Here is a 25,146-nt window from a genome sequence, read left to right as displayed (position 1 = left end):
CGGCTTTTTGATTTTGAATGTATCCCAATGTTAGTAGCGGATGACTTCAAAGATAGCGCGGCAGCCACGGTTCACCCACACGCGATCCCCATAGATGCCGTACGTGTTGTTGTACAGGCACGCATCGTAAGAGATCACATTGTAAAGTCTGACAGAGTGAATTCTGTACGGGTTGAAGTAGCACTCTTGATAATAGTAATTCCAGGATTCACAAGTGATGTACTCAACACCTGGGCCCGGACCTGGATATGGATTCGGGTACGGAGCTGGTGGGTTTGGACGTGGATTTGGATGCGGGTATGGATCCGGGCGCGGGTTGCCTGGATAAGGCGCTGGGCGCGGTCCTGGGCGGATGTAGCTTGTTTCCGCGTCTTGATACTGGCTTTCCAAAACATCGGCGTGAGCCCATGGTGCCAAACCAAAGACAATTAGCATTGCAAAGAATAGGTTTTTCATCGTTTCCCCCAAAAAAGGTGTCATTATGACTTCAAAAATCTTGTACCCCGCTTTTATGCAGGAACGATGCCGACGGTTTTTGGTGTCAGAATGGCTAAAATTTCCAGTCTTCGATCAAAAGAGCCGCCTGCAGCTTTCCCTGACGGGTCAAGGCGCTCAGGGATTTGATACGGTAATCAAATGAGAATTCGTGGGCCGAGTTAATTTCAGTCACGCGGTGATAAGGGAAGTTCAAGCGCAGTTTGGTGAACTTTACGATCTTCAAAGCCGTGGCCGCCAATCCAAAGCAGGCGTAATAAAACAGGCTGTCGCGTTCCCACAGATCAAACCACGTGTGAGTCGTCAGTTGTTCCAGAGTGAAGGAACAGCGGTCATAGCAGCTTAAAGAGCGGAAGATCTGAATTTGGTCGGCATTATAGATCTGGATGTACTTTTCCTTGTCCAGAGTGTCGTGCAGATCCGACGGCGGAACGATGCCCATGCGAAACAGAAACTGCAGCACAAAGCGCTCGTTGGAAAAATCACCCTCTACATACTCAGAGCGCAAGGCACCCACATAGGCTTCCAGCGCTTGGCTTACCGTCGCCTGCTGGGCGGGAGACAGCTTTGTAAAGTATTGCAATTGAGGGTTGTCATAAGCGCGCATTTCAATGCCCAGGCATTTCAGCAGGGAGGCCAACTCAATAAGTTTTGAGCGATAGATGGCTGTCTGTGTATTTAATGCTAATTCCATAATCTAATCCGTATTTAGGTATAATTCATACCGGATAAGGACTGAAAGTGGGTGCACTTTTGAACTTACTTACAGATTTGTAAGGCAGATGGGGGAGAAACAGGCAAAAATCTCACGGCTGTATGAAAAAGGCCGGCTTGCGGCCGGCCTTTTCGCAGAAAGCTTATGCTTTCAAAGGTTTTTGAATGATATGGATCGCGTGACCCAGGGTCGCCTCTGCGGCTTCCATCATGGTTTCACCCAAAGTCGGGTGAGGGTGGATGGAAAGCGCCAGGTCTTCAATGCGTGCGCCCATTTCGATCGCCAAAACTGCTTCAGAGATCAAGTTGGAAGCTTCCGGACCGACAATGTGAACGCCCAACAATACGTGGGTTTTCTTATCTGCGATCATTTTCACGAAACCGTCTGTTTCCATCATGCTCACCGCACGGCCATTGGCTGCGAACGGGAACTTGCTGATCAGAAGGTCGGTGTGACCTTTGGCTTTCGCTTCAGCTTCAGTCATACCGGCGGCTGCGATTTCAGGATCGGTGAAGACAACTGCCGGAACTGTTTTCGCGTCGTAAACGCGGTTATGGCCCGCGATCACTTCCGCAACCAAAACACCCTCGTGGGAGGCCTTGTGCGCCAGCATCGGCTGACCGGCGATATCGCCGATAGCAAAGATGTTGGAAACATTCGTGCGGCGTTGAGCATCGACTTTCACGAAGCCACGCTCATCCACAGCAATGCCAGCCGCTTTCAGGTTCGCCTGATCGCCATTTGGACGACGACCGACAGTCACAAGGATCTTGTCGCATTTTACAACTTCGTCTTTGCCGTTGATCTCAACAGTCACTTCATAGCCGTCTTTGACTTTTTTCTGACCTTTGGCTTTTGCGCCGTAAAGAACATTCACGCCCGCTTTAGTCAGTTTGCGAGTCACGATCTGCGCGCAGTCTGGATCAACCACACCCGCCAACAATGCAGATTGCGCTTCGATCACAGTCACTTCCGTGCCCAGCTTGCGCAGGTAAGAAGAGATCTCAAGACCGATGTAACCACCACCGATAACCGCCACGCGTTTAGGGATGGTATCAAACGCCAAAGCGCCTGTGGAAGAGCAGATGTCTTTTTCGTCGAATTTGAAACCAGGGATTTCAATCGGACGGGAACCTGTCGCCACAACAAAGTATTTCGCCTGAACTGACTCAGTCCCTGCAGAAGACTTCACAGAGATTTCTTTGGAAGACTTGAATTCAGCATCACCTTTGATGATGGTAACGCCGTAGCCTTTAAGAAGCTGATTTACACCACCGGACATCTTGTCAGAAACGGATTGCTTCCATTTCACAAGTTGTTTCATGTCCACGTCGATGCCACCTTTGATGTTCAAGCCCATTTCTTTGAAATTGTGCTGGGCTTTGTGCAAAAGGTGAGTCGCAGTGATCATGGCTTTGGACGGGATACAACCCACGTTCAAGCACACGCCACCCAGGAATTCACGTTCGATAACTGCTGTTTTAAAACCAAGTTGTGCAGAACGGATCGCAGCCACATAACCGCCAGGACCCGCACCAATAACTACTACGTCAAAATTTTGCATATTAAATTAGCTCCACCAATAGTTTGCCTGGGTTTTCGATGCGGCCGATGAAGGCAGCAAGGAATCTTGCAGCGACAGCGCCGTCGATCAAACGGTGATCGGCAGTCATTGTGTAGTTCATAACTTTAATCGCGGAAACCTGGCCGTTTTTCAGAACCACTTTTTCGTCGATTTTGTACATGCCCAGGATCGCCACTTCAGGGTGGTTGATCACTGGAGTCGCGTATGTGCCACCGATAGAACCGATGTTCGTCACAGTGATAGTTGCACCCTTCATTTCATCCGGTTTCAATTTGCCGTCACGCGCACGCTTGGAAAGATCCAGGATCTCTTTGGAGATTTCCAGGATGGACTTCTGGTCCGCGTTTTTGATCACTGGAACAACAAGACCGTTTGGAGTGTCCGCTGCGAAGCCCAGGTTGAAGTACTTTTTGTAAACGATTTCGCCAGCCGCATCGTCGATAGATGCATTGAACATCGGGAATTCGCGGATCGTCGCGATCAAAGCCTTCATAACGATAGGAAGGTAAGTGATCTTCGTGCCGTTTTTCTCTGCGTGTTCTTTCAGGCTTTCGCGAAGAGCAACCATCGCATCCACTTTCGCTTCATCCATGATGGTGAAGTGCGGGATCACGTGTTTAGAACGCTGCATGTTTTCAGCGATCTTCTTGCGGATACCGATCAGAGGAACGCGCTCTTCCGCTGCGCCTGCCGGGCCTTGGTATGCTGGTTTCGGGATGGACATAGCCGCTGCTGCTGGAGCCGCTTTCGCTGCTGCCGGAGCTGCGCCACCACCGGAGGACATAACGTCTTCACGAGTCACGCGACCCGCAAGGCCAGTTCCGGTAAGAGAGTTGATATCAACGCCCATTTCACGCGCTAGACGACGAGTCGCCGGAGTCGCCAGAACTTTGGAGTCTGCCACAGGTGGGAAGATGTCGCTGGAAGCAGTTGCCACTGGAGCTGCTGCCTTCGCAGCAGGAGCCGCGGAGTGTGCAGGCGCAGACTGCACTGGACCAGCACTTGGAGCCGCTTTCGGAGCCGCGGCACCACCTGCACCCTCAAGGATGATCATGGTGGAACCGACTTTTACCACGTCGCCGGATTTGAATTTCAATTCTTTTACAACACCAGCCACTGGAGTCGGAACTTCCACAGTCGCTTTGTCCGTCAGAACTTCAGCGATCGCCTGATCTGCTTTTACAGAGTCACCTGGTTTTACCAACCATTTAACCAGTTCGCCCTCAGTCACGCCCTCGCCCAGTTCAGGCAATTTTACGTCTTGTGCCTTACCGCCACCTGCAGCCGGAGCTGGAGTGGAAGCTGCTGGAGCCGGAGCTGCTGCTGCCGGTTGAGCGGCTGCTGGTTTTGCAGCGCCTGCACCATCAAGAGTGATCATCGTCGCGCCGACTTTTACAACGTCGCCGGATTTGAATTTAAGATCTTTTACGACACCTGCAACCGGTGACGGAACTTCTACCGTTGCTTTGTCAGTCAATACTTCCGCGATAGCCTGGTCCGCTTTGACCGCATCGCCTGGTTTTACCAACCATTTTACCAATTCACCTTCAGTAACGCCTTCTCCAAGCTCGGGCAGTTTCACATCAGTTGCCATGTTGCGAGAGTTCCTTTCGTTGTTCATATCTAAATCTAAAACACCTCGTTCTAGACTCACCCTAGAGCATTTGCACGGGATAACACGCAGCATAAACGGTATTGAAAATCAGTCGTCACAGGATGCCACGTAACAGTGTGATTTTTCCACGGTTTCCAATAGGTTGCGGGCGGGGCGGGGGGCTTTGAAAGGGGTCGACAAAAGGCCCTTTCAGGGACTAATTTCAGGGTGTTGGTTTTGACTTGAAGATTGGGGTTCCTATGAAGTTTCACAGCAAGCTGCAAGAAGGTATTTTTCTAAAGCGTTATAAGCGCTTCTTTGCGGATATCGAGTTCCAAGGGCAGCAGGTGACCGCCCACGTTCCCAATACCGGCAGTTTAAAAAGTGTAAACAATCCCGGCCAGCATTGCCTGTTCTCTGAAAGCACCAATCCTGAACGAAAGTTGAAATACACTCTGGAAATGATCAAGTCGCCGACAGGTTCCTGGGTGGGGGTCAACACGGCCACTCCGAACACCGTGGTGCGCGAAACCCTTCATCATGTTGTCGGCCATAAAAAAGAGGTTGTGGGCGGTTTTGCTCACTGGGCGGCTTTTGACGAAGTAAAGCCGGAATATAAAATCAGCGCTGAAACCCGTCTGGATTTTGCCTTAAAGAAAAACAACAGTGATAAAATGCACTTCATTGAAGTCAAGAACGTCACCCTGGCTGAAGATAGCACGGCGAAGTTTCCGGATGCAGTGACCGAGCGCGGACAAAAGCATTTGCGCGAGTTGATGGCGTTGATAGAGCAAGGCCACACTGCGGAAATCGTGTTCACAATCCAGCGTCACGACTGCGGATCATTTTCTCCGGCAGATGACATTGATCCGGAATATGGTCGTCTGCTGCGCGAAGCTCATCAAAAAGGTTTGCGCGTGTCGCCTTTCGTGCTGGATCTGACTCCGGAATCAGTCGAGTTGTCTGAGACACTGCTGCCTCTGAAAATGTAGTTTCCTGCAGTCCCACATTCTTTGTGGGCCAAAGTTTTAATCTCGGGGTCATGGGTTGTCATGACCTCAATACGAGCCTAACCTCTCATTATCTTGAAGGAGAAACTCGTATGATTCCTGTGAATGCCTACGCCGCATACCAATCCAAAGAACCTCTGAAACCTTTTAAATTTGAGCGTCGTGATCCTGGCGTCGACGATGTCCAGATCGACATCCACTTTTGCGGAGTTTGTCACTCGGACCTGCATCAGGTGCGTGATGAATGGGGCGGCTCCAAATTCCCGATGGTTCCGGGGCATGAAATCGTTGGCAAGGTCGTTAAAGTCGGCAGCAACGTGAAGAAATTCAAAGTCGGTGATTCTGTCGGCGTGGGTTGTCTGGTGGATTCCTGCCGTCACTGCAGTTCCTGTGACGAAGGACTGGAGCAATACTGTGAAAACGGTTTTGTTGGCACTTACAACTCGCTTGAAAAAGACGGCAAGACCGTCACCCAAGGCGGGTACTCCACGCAGATCGTGGTGAATCAGGATTTTGTCCTAAGCATTTCACCCAAACTTCCTTTGGATAAAGCGGCACCTTTGTTGTGCGCAGGAATCACCACCTATTCGCCGCTTCGTCATTGGAAAGTGGGCCCGGGCAGCAAAGTGGCGGTGATGGGCTTGGGAGGCCTTGGTCACATGGCTGTGAAGCTGGCGGCTGCAATGGGGGCGGAAGTCACTGTGCTGAGCTCTTCAAACAAGAAAAAAGATGATGCCCACCGTCTGGGGGCGCATGACTATGCGGCGACTTCAGAAAGTGAAACTTTCAAAAAATACAATCGCAAGTTTGATCTGATCATCAACACGGTGTCGGCGCCGATTGACTTGGGGGCGCACCTGCAGTTGTTAAAACGGGATGGCACGATGGTGCTATTGGGTGTACCTGACAAGCCAGAGGCCATTCACGCCTTCCCATTGATTGGTGCGCGTCGCAGTCTTGCGGGCTCTCTGATCGGGGGGATTGCAGAAACTCAGGAGATGCTGGATTTCTGCGCTGCCAAAGGTGTCACGTCGGACATTGAACTGATTGCCATCGACAAAATCAATGAAGCTTACGAAAGAATGTTGAAGGGCGACGTGCGCTATCGCTTCGTTATCGACATCGCTTCGCTGAAGTAAGGCAGGCAGAGCATCTGTTCGACAGTTTTTCTGGACCTGTTTTTTGGTCGGGAAAGTGTCAAAAAAGCTGACACTTTCCCTCTGAACCGCTGATAAATATTCAGGCAATTCCACAGTCTTTAAAGTTTTAAATACGAGTGACCGATTTTCTCTGGGAACAACCAACGGAGGATCGGCACGATGTCTTTCTTACGCGCTAAAACACTCGCAGTACTTTCCACAACACTTCTGCTGGCAGCCTGCGGACCTGGAATTCCGGTTCTGCCAGATGACCCTAATAATGAACCCGCAGCCCAACAGCCGGCGGATGGAAACTCTGCTCAGGGTGGCACCGAGTTGCCAAGCACCGAAACGCCGGGGCTCGTGGAGCCTGAAACCCCGCCACCAGTCGCGACCAACCCGAATGACGATGTGCTAAGTCAGTATCAGCACCTGGATCCAAATCACATTGTTCCAACCAAGGCTTTGGAAACAGCAGTTTTGTACTTCCACGAAAACAAGGCGAAGTTCAAAAATCAGGCGGTGATCTCAGTGTTGGATTTCAGTCAGAAGTCCACACAGAAACGCTGGTACTTTATCGACATGAAAACGGGCGCAGTGTGGAATGTTCACGTTTCTCACGGCAAAGGCTCTGACAGCAATCACGACGGCTTCGCAGAAAAGTTCAGCAACGTGGAAGGCTCCAACGCGTCTTCATTGGGTTTCTATAAAACGGCAGAGACCTATCAGGGCAGCAACGGCTATTCCCTGCGCCTGGATGGCCTGTCCACGACGAACTCCAATGCCCGCTCGCGCGCCATCGTTGTGCACGGGGCAAGTTATGTTCAGGATTCCAACGTGATCCAGGGACGCAGTTGGGGATGTCCGGCGGTTTCTCAAGCCAACCGTGACAAGGTTATCAATCTGATCAAGGGTGGCAGCCTTCTTTACGCCTTTAAATAAACGCTCAGGGGCGTTTCGGCGTTATTTGGGAACAGGGAAAATTTATAAATACTCAAGGGGCCCATTGATAGGTCCGACAGTATCAAAACAGTTGTGGTAAGCATATGCTCCTTTCAGAAAGGATGTTTATGCTTACCACTTTTCGTTTATTTGCAGTCACTATCGGGCTTTCTCTGCTTTCAAGTGTTTCTCTGGCTCAGACGCAGATGCAGCTGGTTCTAAAAAAAGACATTGCTTTTGATGCTCAGAACAGCCGTTCCAGTCAGTCTTTCTATACACAATACAAGAATGACCACTGCTACATCAGTCTGGTGGGAAACAACCTGCGCAACAGCCAGTATGTAAATGCTCAGGGTTTGATTGTATTACCAGCGGGTTTGAAGTTTACGGTGGTGAGTGTTGTTGACAATGACAAGGGCCTGGATCTGGAGACTCAAAAAATCTATACCAAATCGTTCATCTATTCTTCGAACAGAGACATTGATACGTCGCTGAAGCTTATTTGCGCTCGCAAGTACAGTCTTTTTAGCCGTATCGAAAAGCCCAAGGAAGTTCTTGGTCTGTTCACAGATGTCGTAAGCCTGCAGCAGTAAGAACGGGGGCGCCAAATCTGTTTAGCGCCTTCAAATGAAAGTCTGATTCGCTTTTTTCTTTTCGCTCATAGGAGTTTATCGTTCCTCCGATAAGAAGTCCTATGAGCTTTCTGCATTCTGTACTTCTGCCAACTCTGCTTTCCGTCTTTGTGGTTTCTGCGCAAGCCAAGGAAACTGACAATCTGACCGGGCGAAACAAAAGTCTTCCCGACAGCACTGAAATTTTTGATCGCGAGATGAACAAGCGCCTGCAAGAGCTGCAGGCAGAAGCAAGTGCTGAAGGTATTTCCTGCAGCGACCCACGCAAATTGCGTATTTTGTTTCACGATCTGAATGATGCAAGATTCTTTATTGGTTCGTTGGAGTCCTGGGCCGAAGATAATTCCGAAATCGCCAAACGCGAGATGACGGCACAGCAGTCGGTCTATGATGGCGTGTTGGATAATGGCTGGGTTTTCAACCGTTTGAAGCTTGCTTCCACGGTGAAGGTAAACGGCCAGTTGGTGGGCACGGATAAATTCGGCCACTTCATCGATCAGGGTTTTGAGTTCTACACACCTTATCGTCAAAGTGGCTATCGCATGTCCACAGCCCTGCATTCCAGTTTGGGATCTGAAAAAGGCTATTCGGGCGGGGCATCCACGGGCACCATTTCCTATGCCGATGCCATGGCGAACTATCAGGGAATCTTGTTTTATCATGCTTTGGCCGAGGGGCCGAATCCTTACTTCCGCTGTTCTCAAGGCAAGTGGACTCAAGTGAGGGAATTTCGCTGGGCGGACTATGTCGATGCCGGCTGGGACGAGGGGCTCAATTGCAGCGTGATGGCCTCGCCAGAAGCGCAAGCCAAGTTCAACGCCAATCTGGCCAAACAAGGGCAAACTTGCCCCGCTGACACGGACGCCTGCGCAAAACTGAACACCCGGTATGCGGCCTTTGATGAATACGTGCTTTCGCCGGAATGCCGAAAGGTGGCCAAAGCGCCCGTGGGATCTTATGGTGGAGGAAAACCATCTTCCGGCAAATCCTCGACTGGCAAAAGCGGGAAGGGGACACGCTAATGGAGTTGTTATCTTTGGTGGAAGCCCAAAAGTCTTTGAATACTTTGTTAAAGTGTCCGGGCTTGCGTTGTGTGCTGGATTCCTTCGCGGTGGATCTTTCCAAAAACACCCGTGAAGACATCTATGTGTATTTGAAGGATGGCGGCAGCCCCCAAGTGCAGCGTCTGTGTCTGCCGATGGAACGCCCGCGCAGAGCCGAAGCCAATGAAGTCTGTTACATGGTAAAGCTGAAGCGTGCGGGGGAAACTCAGGTGCTGTGGCGAAATGAACGGGGGCAGTGGAAGCTTAGCAACGCCTCAAAAAGGCCTCTCACAGTTGATGAAAAGGCCCCTTCCAGCGGCGCTGTCGGAAAATAGCGACTACAGCAGGCGAAGTTGTTCGCCGACCAGTTTTTTCAAGTTTTCAACGTAACCCATGTACTCTTCCATATCCAGGCGCTCGTCTTTGCGGATGTGGGCGCTCGGGGAGTTGTAAGGGGTCAGTTCAATAATGTCGGCGTGGGAGGAAATGGCAGAGAAATTGCCCTCTTCCAAAACCTGCATCAAAGCGTCCAGATCATGCCCCTCTTCATCGTGAGGGTATTCCAAGCCGCGCATTTCACACAGAGCTTTCAGAAACTTTTCGCAGGCTTGCGCCAGATTATAGCCCACCAAATCGTGCTGGGTATCGTCGGACAAATGCTTCTTGGCGGTGTCGAGATCGTCCTGCGCTTTAAGGATCATGGACTTTGCGTGTGCGCTCATAGGAGCTCCTTGGTGTTGTTACGATTACTTTAGTGGCTGGACCTGTACCGCGCAAATAAAAAAACCCACAGTTTTTTCAAACTGTGGGTTTTTGAAGTTCGATCTTTAAAAAAGATTACTTCGCTTCAGCCAAGTGACGGTCGATGATTTCTTTGAAATCAGCGAACGGATAAGCGCCACGCAGGGAAACGCCGTTGATCAGGAAGCCTGGAGTACCGGAGAAGTTGAATTTACGAGCTTCTTCCATGTCAGCTTCGATACGTTTCTTAACCACTTCAGAGTTAAGATCTTTTTGAAGTTTCGCCATGTCCGCGCCAGCTTTTTTAGCGGCATCTTTCAATGCGCCTTCTTTTTTAGTTCTCAACTCACCTTGGTTTTCGAATACCAGGTTGTAGAACTTTTCAGCTTTGGCAGCGTCTTGCAAAGCGATAGCTTCGAAGTACTGAGCTGCAGGCATTGCCATTGGGTGGAAATCCAAAGGAAGGTGCTTGTAAACAACGCGAACGTCCTTAGGGTAAGCTTTCATCACTTCATCAACAGTTGCATGACCTTTAGCGCAGTATGGGCACTCGAAGTCAGAGTATTCAATGATAGTCACTTTAGCGTCTTTAGGGCCAAAGATAACGCGGCCTTCTTCGATAGCCGGTTTCAATGGGTTTTTGAATTCGTCGTCACGCTTTTTGCCTTCTTCGGCAACAGCTTTTTCCTGAGCTTTACGTTGAGCGTTTTGAGCGGCTTTGTTCACCACTTCAATGAATTGCTCTGGATCTTTTTCGATCGCTGCGAACACGATGCTCGGATCTTTTTCTACTGCTTCCTTGAGTTGTTTAGCTGAAGGGGCACAGTTTACCAATGTAAGTGCCAGTGCTGAAATTCCAAATAACTTAAGTGCTTTCAATGTCTTCCTCCAAGATGGATGATTGTAATTTTTTGAGCCCCTTTATATTGACATCATTTTCAGTTTAGAGGGAAGGAAAAAATCCCGGTCCAAGGTCCTGCTAATTAGGACTTGTCTCACTCTGAGACCCCTTTAAACTGACTTCTATGAATAAATCAAATTTCCTTTTAACAATGTTCGCGGTTATGTTTCTTGGCGGAACGGCGCATGCTGGTCTGCTGTTTAACTATTCTCAATTGGCACTGAAGGATCTGGATCAGATGAATCAGTTGGTCAGTGACAAGGTTAAAGAATCGAAAAAGTCTTCCAGCGGCAAAGCTGTGCCACTGAAAGAGGCACTTCAGGCAGTGTATGCACGCCCCAATGATGACGAGATGATCGAGAAAGTAGTGTCTCCTTTGCGTTCAAATTTGGATGAGTTGGAGTCCTGGGAAAAAACGATCAGTCAACTTACTGACGAGGCCATCAACGCCCTGAAGAATCCTCGTGCTTTTAAGCCGGTGGTGCAGGTGACCTACGTCATTTTCCTCGAGAATTTGCTGGCGGAAATCAAGCCCCATGCGAAAAATGACGGTTTTGAAAGAAAGATTGCAGAGCGTATTCGTGACGCAAAAATCGAAGTCACGAAGGACGCAATCAGTGAAAGAAAGCTGCGCATGATGAAGGACACGACATCTCCTTCTGAGATCGCCGGCAGTATTCTGACCCATAAAAGCGAAACTCCGTCTGAAAAACCGGCAGAATCTGCCGCCTCCGAACAGTAATTTCCCTCGACCGGACCGGGCCCAGGTCTGCTTCGACTCTGGGCCAGCGTCAAACGATAGATCTCCTCAAGTCTTCAAAAATCGCCTCAAATTGACTCAAGTTCTAATGAACTCCTACCGATAGAAACACCATGTGGGCTGGATGCCCTTGAGCAATTAGGAGGATTCGATGTTTCTGCAAGGCGATTTGCAATTAGTGTTCGATGCTCTCTACACAGTAGGGGCGATCGACCCTGTATTGAAACTTGATTGGTCCGAAGTCACACGCGAGATGATGGCGAACCCACAGATCCTGAGTGACGCATTTCAGACAATCAACGGCTGCCGTGGCGACAAAGACCTTCTGGTTCAGAAGCTCCACATGATGGATCCAAGATCCGTGAATTATATCGCTATGGAGGTGGCCCGTGAGTTTTGTGAGTTCCAGGATCGCACAGAGTTGCACTAAGGTTCTTTGCCTGTTGTTGCTTTCGTCTGTCGCGAATGCGTGGGAAGTGGACTTCTCCCGTCGTCAGGTAGAATTCAACAAGGTTAAAAATGAAGACCGCCTGCCGGCCAGCGTGCAGGAGGATCAGTCCGTCAACATTCTCAGCAAGGTGTTTGATACGGTTGAACCGACTCAAGATATCGTCATCATGAATACGGAAAAAGGTTTCGTTCCTGCGCAGGTGCGCCTGAAAAAGGGCGGTAACTATCGCATTCACGTGGTGAACGTGAACAACAAGGAAAAGAACGTCAGCTTTGTGCTGGATGCTTTCTCTGAGCACCACAACACGGTGTTTGGCGAACAGAAGACTTTCCATGTGACGCCAAAAACAGATGGAATTTTCTCTTACCAGTGTCCGGAAACGGCAGTGCAAGGGAAGTTCATCATCTATTCCGATGCGGCAACGCCTGATCGTATGCCGGCATCCAAGTAATTTTTTATCTGAGGAAAGGCACCCATGTCTGACCAGTCGAACGTTTTCAAACAGACCATTCAGCAGAATCTCGGTCCTGTTGCGAAATACCTGGATGACAAGGGTGTGTCCGAAATTCTTATCAATGGCCATAAAGAAATCTTCGTGGAAAGAAAGGGTAAGCTCGAAAGGGTTTCCGAGTCTTTTCCGTCAGAGGATGATCTGCGTGCGGCGGTGAACAGCATCGCGCAAAGCGTGGGTCGACGTATCGACGACGAATCGCCTCGTCTGGACGCGCGTCTTCCGGATGGTTCCCGTATCGCGGCGGTGATCCCGCCGATGTCTCGCAAGGGCACGACACTTTCCATTCGTAAATTCACGAACAACAAAATCACTTTTGCTGACTATATCCGCTTTGGTGCGATCACCGAGGACGGGGCCCGTTTCCTGGACATCTGCATGTTCCTGGGAAAAAACATCATTGTCAGCGGTGGTACGGGTTCCGGTAAAACAACATTGCTTTCACTTTTGTGCACGCGCATTCCGAAAGGTCAGCGCGTGATGGTGATTGAAGACTCCTCCGAGCTGCAGGTTGATTACGAGCATGTGGTGATGTTTGAAACCCGCCAGGCCGATGCCATGGGTAAGGGTGAAGTCACGATCAAGGATCTTTTGAAGTCCGCTCTGCGTTTGCGTCCCGACCGAATTATCGTCGGGGAGGTTCGTTCCAGTGAAGCCATGGAGCTGCTGAACGCCATGAATACCGGTCACAAGGGATGTATGGGAACGGTCCACGCCAACACGCCGGAAGATGCGATTGTGCGTTTGGAAGCTCTTGCCCAAGGGGGCGATGCGAAGATCAGTGAGAAGGCTTTGCGTTCTCAGGTGTCTTCGGCGATTGAAATTATTATCCAGGTCTCACGTTTTTCGGACGGATCTCGCCGTATCGCAGCAATCAGCGAAGTGCGCGGATTCAGTGCGGATGGTTCATACAACGTGATCCCGATCTTTGAAATGTCCCGTCTAACACGCCGTCCCGACGGAACCCTGGAAGGAAAACTCCAGCCCACAGGCAACGTGCCGTCGTTCATGGAAGAGATCATCGACAATAATCTTCCCTTCCCAAAATCCAAATTCGCAAAAGTAGCCTAAAAGGTGCCTGGTGACTTTTTACATCTACGCCGCGTCAATCCTATAACGCAGCTGCTCTGCGCAGAGTGAAATATCGTTCGTTTTTTTGTGTTTAAAGAGTGGAAAAACTAGGCTAAGACCTTCTTCGTGCACTTTAGTTGTAAGATTTCAAACGCAGTTTTAACCGTTCTGGAGCAGCAAGGCGAAGACCTCAGCCCGCTGTATGAGCAGATCCATCTTCCGATGGAATTGCTCAAAGACTCGTCTTATTGGATGACTGCGCCTGAAATGGAAAACTTTCTGGAAACCGTCCTGCGACTTCCGCTGAAGCGAGAAGAAAACATTCTGCAGCGTGCGGGACATGAAGGGCCGGAGTTGCGTGCGTGGGGAGTGCTGGACAGCGTTCTGCGCATGATGCCGCATCCTCAGGAAATCTTTAACCAGCCTGAGCAGTTCCTTTCTTACTTTATCTCTCCAAAACCACCGATTGAAAATCTTCGCCGTGATGAAGCCAGCATCTCGTTTGATCTGCCTTTGCCGGCAGAACAATATCCGCTGGTGACGACTTACCTGAAGGCCGCGTTCGAGTCCCTGCCGGTTTACGTCGGTCAGCCGGCGGCGGTTTGTCACTGGGAAGGCATCACCATTCAGTTGAACTGGTCGACCCAGCAAAGTTCGATCTTCAGTGAATCGGTCGGCCATCAGGTCAGCCCGGCCTTGTTCCAAAGTCTGATCGATGATCTTCAGCGCACCCAGCGTGAGCGTGAAGATCTTCAGAAATATGTCGGTGACCTTGAGGAAAGAATCCGTACAATTGAAAAACAGAATCTGAAGTCCGCCACCGGCGTTCAGGCGGAAGTGCCAGAGAATGCAGCGTCTTCGCTGCTGCCTCACGAAGGCTCTTTGTCCCACCTGAATTTCGACAGCGAAACTCCGGGCTATGTTTTAAGTCAGAATCTGGCGCGTCTGCATGACTATATGGTGCGCGCCCAGCAACTGATCACCATGCTTGCGGCCCAGGGGAAAATGACCCCGGCAGTGAAAGAGGCCATGAGACGCGTTGACTGGGAGTTTGTAAAAACCCAGTACCCGCGCACTGTCTTTGAAAGCATGGATCTGGTTAAGAAAACGATGAATAAAAACGCCGAGAAAGAAGGAAATCAACATGTCTGAAATCATCAGTGTCATCTCTCGTGAAATCCTGGACAGCCGTGGAAACCCGACTGTAGAGGTTGAAGTTACAACGGCTGACGGCAACACCGGCCGCGCAGCAGTTCCATCTGGTGCCTCCACTGGCGCGCACGAAGCTTGCGAGCTTCGCGATGGCGACAAAAACCGTTTCCTGGGTAAAGGCGTTTACAAAGCTGTCGACAATGTTCGCGAAAAAATCGCTCCAGAGATCGTGGGCCTTCAGGCAACTGAGCAGGTTTACATCGACAAAATTCTGCGCGACATCGACGGCACTGAAAACAAATCCAATCTGGGCGCGAATGCAATCCTGGGTGTGTCTTTGGCAGTTGCAAAAGCAGCGGCGCAAGACTGCCGTTTGCCTTTGTATCGTTACGTTGGTGGTTCCCAGGCTTCTCGCTTACCGGTTCCATTGATGAACGTTCTCAACGGGGGCGCGCACGCGAACAACGGTTTGGACATTCAGGAATTCATGATCGTTCCAACTGTGAACAACTCTTACGCTGAGTCCCTGCGTGCAGGTACTGAGATCTTCCACACTTTGAAAAAGATCCTGGCGAAAAAAGGTCTTTCCACAGCCGTAGGTGACGAAGGTGGCTTTGCTCCGAAATTGGGCTCCAATCAGGAAGCTCTTGATTTGCTGATGAACGCCATCGTGGACGCGGGTTACGATCCAGGTCAGAACGTGTTCCTGGCGTTGGACGTGGCTGCAACTGAAATGTTCAAAGAAGGCAAATACGAATGGCAGGGTGGTCACATCAGCCCGACCGAACTTCTTGGCATCTACAAATCCTGGGCAGAGAAATATCCTCTGGTTTCCATCGAAGACGGCTTCGCGGAAGACGACTGGGATTCCTGGGTTCAGTCCACAGCTCAAATGGGCTCGACGATGCAGTTGATCGGTGACGATTTGTTCGTGACCAATCCAAAACGTCTGCGCATGGGTCTTGAGAAAAAAGCGGGTAATGCTTTGTTGGTGAAAGTAAACCAAATCGGTACTTTGACTGAGACTTACGAAGCTGTGAACCTGGCTCAACGTAATAAATTCCGCACAATCATGTCCCACCGCTCTGGTGAAACTGAAGATGTGACGATCGCAGATCTGGCTGTAGGCTTGAACTGTCATCAGATCAAAACAGGCAGCTTGTGCCGTGGTGAAAGAACGGCGAAGTACAACCAGCTTCTTCGTATCGAAGAAGACTTGGGTGGTATGGGCCTATACTGGGACAAAGCCGCCTTCCGATAGGCGGCCGCTGAAAAGGGTCCGACTGACTTCGTTGTCGGGCTCTCTCCTTCTCTCCGACGTGCTTGGAGCACGCCTCCGTTTCGGAGAGAACCCTCCGCCTTGCATTCGAACCCTTTTGAGCGACCTTGGTTTTGGGGTGGCTTTGGGGGACTGGCTCAAAAGCTCGCCTTTGGCGGGCTTTTTTGCGTTTTGGGAGGGAGTGTTCGTAAGTTTTTTTGTTGAGGATACTTAGATGGAAATAAATAGATTAGCCGATAGAAGTTTTCGTCAGTTGACGTCGTCGAAGACGGGTGAGGAGTTTTCCTTGTCGTCGGTGATTTCAGGTGCTTTGGGGGTTCAGGGGCTTTTTATTTCTCATGAGATATTGGGGCCTGGGAAGGCTTCATCGGCGCCTCACTTTCATAACGCCACGGATGAAGTGGTTTTCGTTACCAAAGGCTGTGTCGTTGCTAAGGAAGGTTCCGAAGAGCTGACCTTGCTGGTCGGTGACAGTGCTTGCTTTAAGGCACAAAGTGGGTTGCCACATTTTATTTCTAATCAATCCAGTGAGGTGGCCGAGTTCGTTCTGATTCGTTGTCGTCTTGAGCAATCCGATGTCGTTTATGGTTAAAAGGCCCGTTGCGCAAGTTGTGCAACGAGCCCTTTCGTTAGTCTAATCCCAATTTGGCGGCGATGCGGCCGCCATAATCCGGGTCGCATCTTTTGAAGTGTTCTATGTTTTTGGTCTGCAGGTACTCTGAAATGGTTTTCATCGTGCCTGCGATGTTTGTGGTTAATCTGTCTTTTTCTTCTTCACTGAGCATTCGATACAAGTTTCCGGCTTGCGTGAAGTCGTCATTGTCCTTATGGGAATCATGGCGATCCAGCGTGCCTGATAAGCTCAGGGCAGGCTCTTTGAAGCTTTCGTTCTGTGCGGGCCCGCCAAAGCCATTGGGTTCGTAGTTGTCCTGTCTTCCGCCGTTGCCGTCGAACCTCATGCTGCCGTCGCGGTGATAGCTGTTTACTTCCGAATGCGGGCGATTCACGGGCAGGTACTGATAGTTCACACCCAGGCGATAGCGTTGTGCATCCGGATAGGCGAATAGGCGTCCTTGCAGCATCTTGTCCGGTGAAAAGCCTACGCCCGGCGGGACGTTGCTTGGTGAAAAGGCGGCTTGTTCGACTTCAGCAAAGTAGTTTTCCGGATTTCTGTTCAGTTCAAGAATCCCCACATCCATCAACGGGAACTCGCTGTGCGGCCACACCTTGGTAAGGTCAAACGGATCAAAGCGGAATTGTTCGGCCTGACGTTCGGTCATGATCTGCACCTTCAGCGCCCAGCGCGGGAATTCTTTTCTTTCAATCGCCTCGAATAGATCGCGACCGGCATAATCCGGATCAGATCCCGCCAGCTCGGTTGCTTTGGCGACAGAAAGGTTTTTGATTCCTTGCATGGATTTGAAATGGAACTTCACCCACACACGTTCATTCTTGTCGTTGATAAAGCTGAATGTGTGGCTGCCGTATCCATTCATAAAACGATATCCATCCGGGATGCCACGATCACTGAATAGGATCGTGATCTGGTGCAGGGCCTCGGGAGCTTTTGACCAGTAATCCCACATGCGTACCGGGTTTTTGTATCCCGTCTGCGGATCGCGCTTTTGCGAGTGGATAAAGTCGGGGAACTTCAAAGGATCACGTTCAAAGAACACGGGCGTGTTGTTGCCGACAATGTCCCAGTTGCCTTCTTCGGTATAGAACTTCAAGGCAAAGCCACGGGGGTCGCGTTCGGTGTCGGCAGAACCCTTTTCACCAGCCACCGTGGAAAAGCGCAGGAAAGCTTCCGTTTTTTTGCCGATCTTTGAAAAGATCGCCGCTTTCGTGAAGCGGGTGATGTCATGGGTGACGGTGAAGGTACCATAGGCGCCAGAGCCTTTGGCGTGAACCACGCGCTCGGGGATGCGCTCGCGGTTGAAGTGCGCCAGTTTTTCAATCAGGTGATAGTCCTGCAAAGCCACCGGTCCGCGGGGGCCGGAAGTGAGGCTGTGCTGATTTTCAGAAACGGGAATACCTGCGGATGTTGTTAGTGTCTTTTTCATAAATTAACCTCGTGCGGGGATGAAGAATTGGGATAAAGCCTGCAGACGGCGCCAGAAGCGTGATCCTTGGGCAGGGGGTTCGGATTGAAGCTCATTGAACAGGCGTACTAGGTCATCGCGGCCAAAGGCCTCGGCAAAACTCAGGGCGGTCTGTCCTTTCGGATTTCGTGCGTTCAGGTCTGCACCGGCTCGTAACAACTGGCGGGCGACCTTGTCGTGACCTTTAAAAGCCACGCCCATCAATATGGTATTGCCACTGTTGTCACGCGAATTGACATCCGCTCGACAAGAGATCAGCAGGCTGACCAGGGAAAGGTGGCCGTTATAGGCGGCGAGCATCAGCAGGGAATGACCCTTGTGATTTTTCAGATCGGGATTCCCCAGATTCTTCAGATAAGTCATAACTTGATTGTAGTCGTTTTGGCGAACAGCATCGAAAACCGGATCTTCGGTTTGTGCTGTTTTTAGATAGTCTGCCCACGTTCTCATAACACCTCTCTTGCTTTCACTAAGATCGGTGAAATTGGCTTATAAATCGAATCGATATTAAATATGAGAACTATTGATAAAAACTATAAAGATCAGGCTGGACCTAGGCTTCAGTCCTGTAGCCTTCGTCTGGGTATATAGCTAGAATGGATTCATGTCTTACACACAGTTTGCAGTTGGTTTACGTCGATTTCTGAACAGTCCCACGAAGGTGGCGCTGGTTTGTTTGCTGATTTTCTCCGTTTCCATCGTTCTTAATGGAAACGCCTTCCGTCTGTGGGGTTTGCACCGTGATTTCGAAAGAATCTCTTTTGAGATCCAGCAGACGCGTCAGAACATTGCGGCTTTGTCCGGTCAGCTTAAGCAGGCTAAGGATCCTTCATTTATTGAGCGCCAGGCTCGCGATAAATTGGATCTGGCGGGCGAACACGATCTCGTCTTTGTATTCCCAGAGCAATAGTCCATAACTCATCGCATTATCCAGTGTCTTCCGGGTATAATACAAATAGTATTCCTGCTCTATAAAGGGATACTTTGTGAAGTAATCCTAGGGGTTTATATGCTAGATAATAATCAGCAGCTTGATTGGAATAAAGAATCTCTCCGTGACCTCCGCCTGCGTTTGGGCTGGAGCCGATCCGATCTTGCCCGTCGTTTGCATTGTTCAATTGGTGACATCGAAGCTTGGGAAGAAGGACGCCGTTCCGTTGAGTCCTCCATCCGTGGCGATCTGGAGATCATTCTTCGTCAGGCGGAAGCTTGCAGCGATGAAGTCAAATACACTCCGGCTGCGGAAAACGAGCTGGATAAAAATGCCCTGGAACAAATCGATTTCACTCGCGTGAAAGCCGAATTGAAATAGGCATCAATCATCGACATTCAGGCCTGTGCGGTGTAGACCTTTGGTTTACATCCGGAGGCCCTCATGAAGAAAATCTACCTTATTGACGTCAGTGCCATGTTCTTTCGCGCTTTCTACGCGATTCGTTCGCTGTCGTCTCCAAGCGGAGTTCCGGTCAACGCCGTTTACGGCTTCCTTTCCATGATGATCAAACTTCTGAAAGAGGAAAAACCCGAGTATCTGGTTTTCTGCTATGACCGCAAAGAACCCTCTTTCCGAAAAACCATGTACGATGGCTACAAAGCTCACCGTACCGAGATGCCGGACGAACTGGCCCAACAAATCCCTTATATCAAAAGACTGGCGGACCTGCTGGGAGTTCCCGCATTTGAAGTCGAATCCTTCGAGGCCGATGACATCATCGGGACATTGACTAAATGGAGCCGTCGCAATGGCATGGAAGTGTTCATTGTCAGCGGCGATAAAGACTTCGGCCAGCTGATCGAAGACGGCGTCACGTTGTACGACACGATGAAGGGTGTTCGCTACAACGCCGAAGGTGTCTTTGAAAAGTGGGGTGTGCGCCCGGATCAGTTTATCGACTATCTGGCGATTGTGGGGGATGCTTCGGACAACGTTCCGGGCGTAAAGGGTGTCGGGGAAAAAGGCGCTATCAAGCTTTTGGAGCAGTTCAAACACGTCGAAGACATCTATGAAAACATCGACAAAGTTGAAAGCAAAAGCGTTCGTGAAAAGCTGATTGCCTCCAAAGACAATGCACTACTGTCCAAAAAGCTGGTGACTATTTCCTGTGACGTGCCGATGCCGGATGACCTTGAGGCCTACAAACTGAAGCCGTTCAAAGCGGACGAACTGCGTGCCTTCCTGCATGAGCTGAATTTTAAATCCTTCGAAAAAAGTCTTTTTGGAACTGTAGACACGACTCCGACGGCGTCGACACCTGAGGCTCCGGCTGGTCCGTTGATCAAGACGGCGGTCCCCTCCGCGCCATTGAGTATTGCTGATGATGTTGCGCCAACCGTCGTGATTGCCAAAGAAGAGCGTCAGTTCACTGAAAAAAGCATGACAACCCGCGAGCTGGCAGACTTCCTGGCGGAACACCAAAGCCTTTGGGGCTTTAGCGACATGCGTGGAGTCTTCATCGGAACTGAGTCCCAGATCATCCAGGTCCCTGATCACGAATATCTGGGGAAGTTGACCGACACTTTCCAAGTTCAATGGCATGGCTATGACCTGAAGTTCTTCTGGCACAAGATCGGAGCGAAAACTCCGGTGGCGGCCTGGGATTCCCAGTTGGCGGCTTACGTGCTGAAAGCCGGTGACACCTCCGATTTTGCCAAGATCTACACTCGCTTTATGGCCGATGTGTTGCCGGATCTGGCTTCACCATCGCAGCTGTACAATGCTCAATTGAATTTTGCCACAACCCTGAAATCCCAGTTGCAGACCGTGCAGGGTGAAAAGGTTTATCAGGAACTGGATCTTCCATTGGCCCGTGTGCTTTTGTCCATGGAGCGTCTGGGGGTTCGCATCGACAAGGATCTTTTGGCCAAACAAAGTGAAGAGCTGGCGAAAGACATCGCCGAAATCGAAAAACAAATCCACGAAGCGGCAGGGGAGTCCTTTAACGTCGGAAGCCCGAAACAGCTGGGCGTGATCCTGTTTGAAAAACTGGGCCTGCCTGCCGGGAAAAAAACAAAAACCGGCTATTCCACAGACGAAGAAGTGTTGTTGGGTCTGGAGCATCGGATTGCAAAACTGGTTTTGCAATGGCGTGAAATGTCCAAGCTGAAGTCCACTTACGTCGATGCCTTGCCTACCATGATTGATCCTAAAGACGAGCGTGTGCACACGAGCTTTAATCAGGCCCTGACCACCACGGGCCGACTTTCCAGCACGCAGCCGAATTTGCAGAATATTCCAATTCGTACTGCGCGCGGCCAGCAGGTGCGCAAGGCGTTCATCGCGGCTCCGCGCATGAAGCTTTTGTCGGTGGACTATTCCCAGATTGAACTGCGCATCCTGGCGCATATTTCCGAAGACCCGAACTTGTGCAAAGCCTTTGCTGAAGACCTCGACATTCATGCGGCCACCGCAGCGGAAGTGTTCGGGGTGCCTTTGAAAGATGTGACTGCTGAACACCGTCGTTCTGCCAAAGCCGTGAACTTTGGTATTGCTTACGGGCAGGGGGCTTTCGGTCTGGCGGAAAACCTGGGTATTTCGCGCACGGAAGCCAAGGATATTATCGATCGCTATTTCAACCGCTTTAAAAACGTGCGCGAATATATTGATGGCACGGTAAAAACAGCCCACGAAAAAGGTTATGTCGAAACATTGTTTGGTCGCCGCCGTTACATCGACGAGCTTCAATCCAAGAACATGGCATTGAAAAAGTTCGGCGAGCGCGCCGCGATCAATGCCCCGATTCAGGGAACGGCCAGTGACCTGGTGAAAAAGGCAATGATTGAGGTCTTTGAAAAAGTGCCCGTGCGCATGTTGCTGCAGGTGCACGATGAATTGATCTTTGAGGATTTTGAGGAGAATCTGCAGAAACATTCCCCTCAGTTGGTTTCCATCATGGAAAATGTGATGAAACTAAGAGTGCCGTTGAAGGTCAACTATGCGATCGGGAACAACTGGGACGAAGCTCACTAGGGCTTCGTCTTACTCGGTTTCCCAGCCCACCACGCGTCCGCCTTCAAAGTACACATAGCGTGTTTCTTTGCGGTAACCTTCCGGGGCGGACACAAACTTCTGATATTTCCAGCGTTCATTCTTGTAAAGCGGATTGCCCGAGACCTCCACGCTCATCGGGTCCCCCCAGGATCTTTTCACATAGTCCTGTGGCATGCCCACGGCAATGTCCTGCGATTCAATCAAGCCCTTCATTTCCTCCTGCGGAGCCTGCGAGCGGTTCCACACACTGTTGCGGTTCACCCAGGCCTGACGACCTTCGATGGAAGGGATGGAAAGAACCTCGATTTTTTCGGCATCATTTTTAAGCCAAGGCAGGATCTTGGAGTACTGTTCGCGCTCTTTGCGGGAGGAAAGGCTTCTTTCCAACTGACGCAGTTGCTGGCGGTCGCGGACTGCTTGCAGGTCGCGGCTGCTTAATGAAGCCGGGTCCAAGCCCAGTTCATAAGCTGTCTGACGGGTTTGACGGTCATAAACGCCACGGTTGGAGTTGTCGCTATAGCGGACATCTTCCGGAGCCGGTGCGTATCCGCTGTCCGCGGAACGGTGAAGGTGGGAACAACCACTCAGGGCCCCCAGGGCCACAATGACGGATACAAGGACTTTCATCAAAGATCTCTCCTGCAGTCTTTATGCTAGCCGATGGACTTCTGTTTATAAATTGTTCTTGCGACGTATTTGGTTCCTTCCTTACAATCGTCTTGGGGGAATCCGATTGGCTGAACAGGAAAACACGACCAAGGTAGAGGAAGAGATCAAGGACGGCGCTCCGGAAGGGGAAGCTGAAGACTTGATGTCCCTTGAGTCCTTGGACTCTGCGCTGGCGGAAGCAGACCCCGAGTTTGCTCAATCGCTGAATGAAATCGGTCCCGATGAAGCCGGTGGTGCCCTGATTTATGAAGAAGGCATTGAACTGGAATACACCCTCGCGGAAGAAGAAAAGCTGTGGCAGTCCGCAACCGGTTTCCGCAAAAAGCTGTTCAAGGTTCTGCCTTTCCTTCCGCGCATTTCCTACAAAGTAAAAATGAAGCGCACGATGATGCGCTTAAGCTTCAGAAAATTCAAAGAACAGCTTCGTCATCGCATTGTGAATGCGGGCCCTCTATTGCTGGCGTGGGCAAAAAGAACCGCTCAAGGGTTGAAAGCGGGCCTTGGCGAATTCATGGCGACCTTCAAATCTTTCTCGTTGCTAAAAAAGCTGGCGTTGGTGGGTTTGCTGGTGGTCACGGCCGGGGCCGGTGTTGTCCTGTATCGTCTGGCCACGAAGGGGCTGATCCCCCAGCGCGAGGATCTGTTCATTCATTCCATGGCCGACTGGGCATCGCAAAAGTATCAGTACGATCCGAAAACTGAAGTGGAATCCTTCTATGATTCCACCCGCGCGGCTCAGAACGTGTTCCTGATGCAAAGAATGGTCGTGAATCTGCGCCGTTCCGCTGAATCCGGGACCAACCCCATGGGTGCTTTTGAGTTCTATGTGGAAGGCGCGGCCTCTGATGTCGTTGTCGAAATCAAAGACCGCGAAGCGGAAGTGGAAGACTTGTTCCTGAGAACGATCGAAGAGATGACTTTCGATCAGGCAGCCTCAGGGGAGGGTAAACAGGAGCTTTGCGAACGTCTGCGCAAAGAGGTGAACAAGATCCTGACCAAAGGTTATGTGCGCCGGATCTTTATCAAAACCGCGATCGTTAAACCTTAAAGCTCGTGATATCGATGTCATAGTATTTCAAGCGGTCATGCAGGGTGCTTTTCGGCATTCCCAAATCCTGCGCTGTTCTTCGTTGATTTCCTTTGTTCGCCTGCAGGCGTTTGATGATCATCTGTTTTTCGATTTCCTTAATCACCGGCATGTCGTTGCTGACACGCTCTTCGGATTTTTCCAAAAGAGTTTTATCCAGCAGTTTTTCGACATGGTTTTCAGTGATGTGAATGCGCGGGTAAAGCGCGGCCGCCCGGCTGACCAGATTTTTCAGTTCACGAATGTTTCCCGGCCATGGATGCTTTTTCATACGGGCGATGGCGCCAAAAGAAAAACGCACACGCATTTTACGGGCAAATGTGTAAAGCAGCTCCTCAAAATCCTCCATGCGCAAGGCCAAAGCGGGCGGGGCAACGGAGACGACATTCAAACGGAAATACAGATCCGAACGGAACAGGCCTTCACGGATTTTTTCTGACAGGTTCTGGTGGGTGGCGGCGATGATACGAACATCGGTGCGCACATTGCGATCGGCACCCACAGGACGGATTTCGTTGTTTTCCAAAGCGCGCAGCAGTTTCGCCTGCAGGCTGTAGGAAAGATCACCGATTTCATCCAGGAACAGCGTGCCGCCCCGAGCGGCCTCGAAGGCTCCTTTGCGGTCATTGATGGCACCGGTGAAGCTGCCTTTCACGTGGCCGAACAGTTCACTTTCAATCAGGGTTTCGCTGAGGGCACTGCAGTTCACACTGACAAACGGGCCCTTGTCGCGCAGGCTGTTTTCGTGCAGGGCCTGGGCAATGACATCCTTGCCGGTTCCGGAAGGGCCCAGGATCAAGACGGGGAATTCGGTTTTGGCGACATTGGAAAGTGTCTGGAGTTCTTCATTCCAGACTTCATTGCGGCTTTTGATCGGGAAGGGGGTTGTGACTTCCTGCTCAGTCAGGAACAGGAATTCCTGGTCTCCCAGACGGATGATGTCGCCTTCCTGAAGAAAGGCCTCCATCACGCGGGCGTCATTCACGTAGGTGCCCTGTGGGGTGCGCAGGTCGCGGATCAAATATGACTGATCTTTCTTTTCGATGCGGGCGTGGCGTTCGGCGATCTGTTCGCCTTGGACTTGAATCTGGCACTGAGAGTCTTTGCCCAGGGTTACGAATTCCTGCAAAGACAGGGTTTTGGGGTTTTCGTCCATTGTTTTCAAAAAAGCTTGTGACATGGGGTCTCCTGCTTAAAAAGTGTCCACCTTTGTGGTGGGGAATGCGATGACCCACCCTTTCAAGACTTTGACCGGGCTGGGCTCAAATATAAGCGGGGC

The 25,146-nt window shown here is 50.7% G+C and carries 27 protein-coding genes; 17 read left to right on the top strand and 10 right to left on the bottom strand.

What is annotated here, in order from left to right:
- Positions 1-30: 30 nt before the first annotated feature.
- The 4 genes from B9G79_RS14615 to B9G79_RS14600 all read right to left on the bottom strand — a co-directional run bounded on the left by B9G79_RS14615 (position 31) and on the right by B9G79_RS14600 (position 4,416).
- Positions 31-456, bottom strand: coding sequence for a DUF3011 domain-containing protein (locus B9G79_RS14615; RefSeq protein ID WP_232468716.1), 426 nt, complete (start codon positions 454-456; stop codon positions 31-33).
- 94 nt (positions 457-550) lie between these two features.
- Positions 551-1,189: a hypothetical protein gene (locus B9G79_RS14610; protein ID WP_232468714.1), complete on the bottom strand. Its 639-nt coding sequence runs from the start codon at positions 1,187-1,189 to the stop codon at positions 551-553.
- Positions 1,190-1,352: 163 nt separating this feature from the next.
- Positions 1,353-2,774, bottom strand: a complete 1,422-nt coding sequence (gene lpdA, locus B9G79_RS14605) for a dihydrolipoyl dehydrogenase (RefSeq protein WP_088566157.1) — start codon at positions 2,772-2,774, stop codon at positions 1,353-1,355.
- 1 nt (position 2,775) lies between these two features.
- Positions 2,776-4,416, bottom strand: a complete 1,641-nt coding sequence (locus B9G79_RS14600) for a 2-oxo acid dehydrogenase subunit E2 (RefSeq protein WP_088566156.1) — start codon at positions 4,414-4,416, stop codon at positions 2,776-2,778.
- 233 nt (positions 4,417-4,649) lie between these two features.
- Here B9G79_RS14600 and sfsA point away from each other — a divergent pair, with 233 nt between their 5' ends.
- The 6 genes from sfsA (at position 4,650) to B9G79_RS14570 (ending at position 9,490) form a co-directional block, all read left to right on the top strand.
- Positions 4,650-5,381 (top strand): DNA/RNA nuclease SfsA, encoded by a 732-nt coding sequence (sfsA, locus tag B9G79_RS14595; protein ID WP_088566155.1) that lies wholly within the window; start codon positions 4,650-4,652, stop codon positions 5,379-5,381.
- Between the two features lie 110 nt (positions 5,382-5,491).
- Positions 5,492-6,538: an NAD(P)-dependent alcohol dehydrogenase gene (locus tag B9G79_RS14590; protein ID WP_088566154.1), complete on the top strand. Its 1,047-nt coding sequence runs from the start codon at positions 5,492-5,494 to the stop codon at positions 6,536-6,538.
- Between the two features lie 180 nt (positions 6,539-6,718).
- Positions 6,719-7,480 (top strand): murein L,D-transpeptidase catalytic domain family protein, encoded by a 762-nt coding sequence (locus B9G79_RS14585; protein ID WP_088566153.1) that lies wholly within the window; start codon positions 6,719-6,721, stop codon positions 7,478-7,480.
- Positions 7,481-7,608: 128 nt separating this feature from the next.
- Positions 7,609-8,073, top strand: a complete 465-nt coding sequence (locus B9G79_RS14580; RefSeq protein ID WP_088566152.1) for a hypothetical protein — start codon at positions 7,609-7,611, stop codon at positions 8,071-8,073.
- Positions 8,074-8,174: 101 nt separating this feature from the next.
- Entirely contained in the window at positions 8,175-9,134 is a 960-nt protein-coding gene (locus tag B9G79_RS14575) for a TonB-dependent receptor (RefSeq protein ID WP_088566151.1), read from the top strand.
- Positions 9,134-9,490 (top strand): hypothetical protein, encoded by a 357-nt coding sequence (locus B9G79_RS14570; protein ID WP_088566150.1) that lies wholly within the window; start codon positions 9,134-9,136, stop codon positions 9,488-9,490. The genes B9G79_RS14575 and B9G79_RS14570 overlap by 1 nt, the downstream gene beginning before the upstream one ends.
- Positions 9,491-9,493: 3 nt before the next feature.
- Here B9G79_RS14570 and B9G79_RS14565 read toward each other — a convergent pair whose 3' ends face one another.
- Complete coding sequence (locus B9G79_RS14565) at positions 9,494-9,877, bottom strand: HEPN domain-containing protein (protein ID WP_088566149.1); 384 nt, start codon at positions 9,875-9,877, stop codon at positions 9,494-9,496.
- A gap of 115 nt (positions 9,878-9,992) precedes the next feature.
- Entirely contained in the window at positions 9,993-10,775 is a 783-nt protein-coding gene (locus B9G79_RS14560; protein ID WP_088566148.1) for a DsbA family protein, read from the bottom strand.
- A gap of 146 nt (positions 10,776-10,921) precedes the next feature.
- On the opposite strand from B9G79_RS14560, the gene B9G79_RS14555 reads away from it, so the two are divergent.
- From B9G79_RS14555 to B9G79_RS14525, 7 genes are all read left to right on the top strand, one after another.
- Positions 10,922-11,539 carry a hypothetical protein gene (locus B9G79_RS14555; protein WP_088566147.1) on the top strand — a complete coding sequence of 206 codons (618 nt, stop codon included), beginning with the start codon at positions 10,922-10,924 and terminating at the stop codon, positions 11,537-11,539.
- Between the two features lie 169 nt (positions 11,540-11,708).
- Positions 11,709-11,987, top strand: coding sequence for a cytochrome P450 (locus B9G79_RS14550; protein ID WP_011163343.1), 279 nt, complete (start codon positions 11,709-11,711; stop codon positions 11,985-11,987).
- The gene (locus B9G79_RS14545) at positions 11,947-12,459 is read left to right on the top strand and encodes a cupredoxin domain-containing protein (protein ID WP_232468713.1); all 513 of its coding nucleotides are present in this window, start codon (positions 11,947-11,949) and stop codon (positions 12,457-12,459) included. Before B9G79_RS14550 ends, B9G79_RS14545 begins: the two co-directional genes overlap by 41 nt.
- A gap of 24 nt (positions 12,460-12,483) precedes the next feature.
- Positions 12,484-13,590 carry a CpaF family protein gene (locus B9G79_RS14540; RefSeq protein WP_088566146.1) on the top strand — a complete coding sequence of 369 codons (1,107 nt, stop codon included), beginning with the start codon at positions 12,484-12,486 and terminating at the stop codon, positions 13,588-13,590.
- Between the two features lie 126 nt (positions 13,591-13,716).
- Positions 13,717-14,742, top strand: a complete 1,026-nt coding sequence (locus tag B9G79_RS14535; RefSeq protein WP_088566145.1) for a hypothetical protein — start codon at positions 13,717-13,719, stop codon at positions 14,740-14,742.
- Positions 14,735-16,003, top strand: coding sequence for a phosphopyruvate hydratase (eno, locus tag B9G79_RS14530; RefSeq protein ID WP_088566144.1), 1,269 nt, complete (start codon positions 14,735-14,737; stop codon positions 16,001-16,003). The genes B9G79_RS14535 and eno overlap by 8 nt, the downstream gene beginning before the upstream one ends.
- Positions 16,004-16,235: 232 nt before the next feature.
- Entirely contained in the window at positions 16,236-16,613 is a 378-nt protein-coding gene (locus tag B9G79_RS14525) for a cupin domain-containing protein (RefSeq protein WP_088566143.1), read from the top strand.
- 37 nt (positions 16,614-16,650) lie between these two features.
- On the opposite strand, the gene B9G79_RS14520 is transcribed toward B9G79_RS14525, so the two are convergent.
- Together B9G79_RS14520 and B9G79_RS14515 are read right to left on the bottom strand one after the other, a co-directional pair.
- Positions 16,651-18,084 (bottom strand): catalase, encoded by a 1,434-nt coding sequence (locus B9G79_RS14520; protein WP_088566142.1) that lies wholly within the window; start codon positions 18,082-18,084, stop codon positions 16,651-16,653.
- Between the two features lie 3 nt (positions 18,085-18,087).
- Positions 18,088-18,573, bottom strand: coding sequence for an ankyrin repeat domain-containing protein (locus B9G79_RS14515; RefSeq protein ID WP_088566141.1), 486 nt, complete (start codon positions 18,571-18,573; stop codon positions 18,088-18,090).
- 154 nt (positions 18,574-18,727) lie between these two features.
- Between B9G79_RS14515 and B9G79_RS14510 the strand changes: the two genes are divergently transcribed.
- The 3 genes from B9G79_RS14510 to polA all read left to right on the top strand — a co-directional run bounded on the left by B9G79_RS14510 (position 18,728) and on the right by polA (position 22,090).
- The gene (locus B9G79_RS14510; protein WP_088566140.1) at positions 18,728-19,033 is read left to right on the top strand and encodes a septum formation initiator family protein; all 306 of its coding nucleotides are present in this window, start codon (positions 18,728-18,730) and stop codon (positions 19,031-19,033) included.
- Between the two features lie 99 nt (positions 19,034-19,132).
- On the top strand, positions 19,133-19,435 hold the full coding sequence (locus tag B9G79_RS14505; RefSeq protein WP_088566139.1) for a helix-turn-helix domain-containing protein: 303 nt from the start codon (positions 19,133-19,135) through the stop codon (positions 19,433-19,435).
- Positions 19,436-19,498: 63 nt separating this feature from the next.
- Positions 19,499-22,090 (top strand): DNA polymerase I, encoded by a 2,592-nt coding sequence (polA, locus tag B9G79_RS14500; RefSeq protein WP_088566138.1) that lies wholly within the window; start codon positions 19,499-19,501, stop codon positions 22,088-22,090.
- Positions 22,091-22,099: 9 nt separating this feature from the next.
- Here the strand turns inward: polA and B9G79_RS14495 are convergent, their stop codons facing one another.
- Positions 22,100-22,738: a hypothetical protein gene (locus tag B9G79_RS14495; protein ID WP_088566137.1), complete on the bottom strand. Its 639-nt coding sequence runs from the start codon at positions 22,736-22,738 to the stop codon at positions 22,100-22,102.
- Between the two features lie 106 nt (positions 22,739-22,844).
- Here B9G79_RS14495 and B9G79_RS14490 point away from each other — a divergent pair, with 106 nt between their 5' ends.
- Positions 22,845-23,828 (top strand): flagellar basal body-associated FliL family protein, encoded by a 984-nt coding sequence (locus tag B9G79_RS14490; protein WP_232468712.1) that lies wholly within the window; start codon positions 22,845-22,847, stop codon positions 23,826-23,828.
- On the opposite strand, the gene B9G79_RS14485 is transcribed toward B9G79_RS14490, so the two are convergent.
- The gene (locus B9G79_RS14485) at positions 23,818-25,047 is read right to left on the bottom strand and encodes a sigma 54-interacting transcriptional regulator (RefSeq protein ID WP_088566136.1); all 1,230 of its coding nucleotides are present in this window, start codon (positions 25,045-25,047) and stop codon (positions 23,818-23,820) included. The genes B9G79_RS14490 and B9G79_RS14485 overlap by 11 nt on opposite strands.
- Positions 25,048-25,146 lie beyond the last annotated feature (99 nt).

The sequence above is a fragment of the Bdellovibrio bacteriovorus genome (assembly GCF_002208115.1).
GTDB classification, from domain to species: domain Bacteria; phylum Bdellovibrionota; class Bdellovibrionia; order Bdellovibrionales; family Bdellovibrionaceae; genus Bdellovibrio; species Bdellovibrio bacteriovorus_C.
The sequence above is the reverse complement of the archived record's forward strand: the minus strand, read 5'-3'. Positions and strand labels throughout refer to the sequence as shown.